This is a genomic window from Streptomyces sp. SID13726 (genome assembly GCF_010548375.1).
In the GTDB taxonomy this organism is placed as follows: domain Bacteria; phylum Actinomycetota; class Actinomycetes; order Streptomycetales; family Streptomycetaceae; genus Streptomyces.
In genome coordinates, this window is record NZ_JAAGLY010000097.1 from 1 (window position 1) to 742 (window position 742).

Sequence of the window (742 nt, forward strand, 5' to 3'; positions counted from 1 at the left end):
TCGTCGGCCGGGCCGTCACCGCCGCGCGCGTCCTCGGGGAGCTCGACGACGGGGCAGTCCTTCCACAGGCGCTCGAGCGCGTAGTAGACGCGGTCCTCGGAGTGCTGCACGTGCACGACGACGTCGCCGAAGTCGATAAGGACCCAGCGGGCCTCCTGCTTGCCCTCGCGGCGGATCGGCTTGGACCCCGCCTTGAACATCGCCTCCTCGACCGCGTCGACGATCGCCGAGACCTGGCGCTCGCTCGACCCGGACGCGATGAGGAACACGTCGGTGAGGACGAGCTGCTCGCTCACGTCGAGGGCGATGATCTCCTCGGCCTTGCGGTCGGACGCCGCCCGCGCCGCGATGACGGCGAGCTCTACGGCTCGTTCGGTGGCAGTCACGTGTCTCCGTTCGTGGTGCGGCCGCTCAGCGGCCGGTGTCGAGGGTGCCGGGGTCGTCCCACGTCGGCACGACGGTCGCCGAGGCGCTCGTGTCCTCGGTGGCGAGACCGGGGTCGTCGCGCGAGACGAGCGTCCACACGAGCAGGCCGAGGACGAACGCCACGGCGACGAGGATGAGGTAGTGCAGCCACGTGTACGAGGGGCCGCGCGGCTCGTCGTCGAGGTCGTCGTCCGCCTCGTCGTCGATCTCGTCGGCGCGGCCGCGCACCCGGGGGAAGAGGTCGTCGGACGGGCCGCCCGCGGCGGCGGGTGCAGCGGCCTCGGGCTCGCGCACGCCGCCGAACGGAGACGCGGGC

2 protein-coding genes are annotated in these 742 nt (G+C 72.9%); both read right to left on the reverse strand.

Features of this window, described 5'->3' with window-relative positions; all coding sequences use genetic code 11:
• Positions 1-386 (reverse strand): ribosome silencing factor (gene rsfS, locus G3I78_RS46530; RefSeq protein WP_164436624.1); only part of this gene is annotated, 386 nt, incomplete at its 3' end.
• Between the two features lie 25 nt (positions 387-411).
• A partial coding sequence (locus G3I78_RS46535) for a hypothetical protein (RefSeq protein ID WP_203616475.1) occupies positions 412-742 on the reverse strand: 331 nt, incomplete at its 5' end.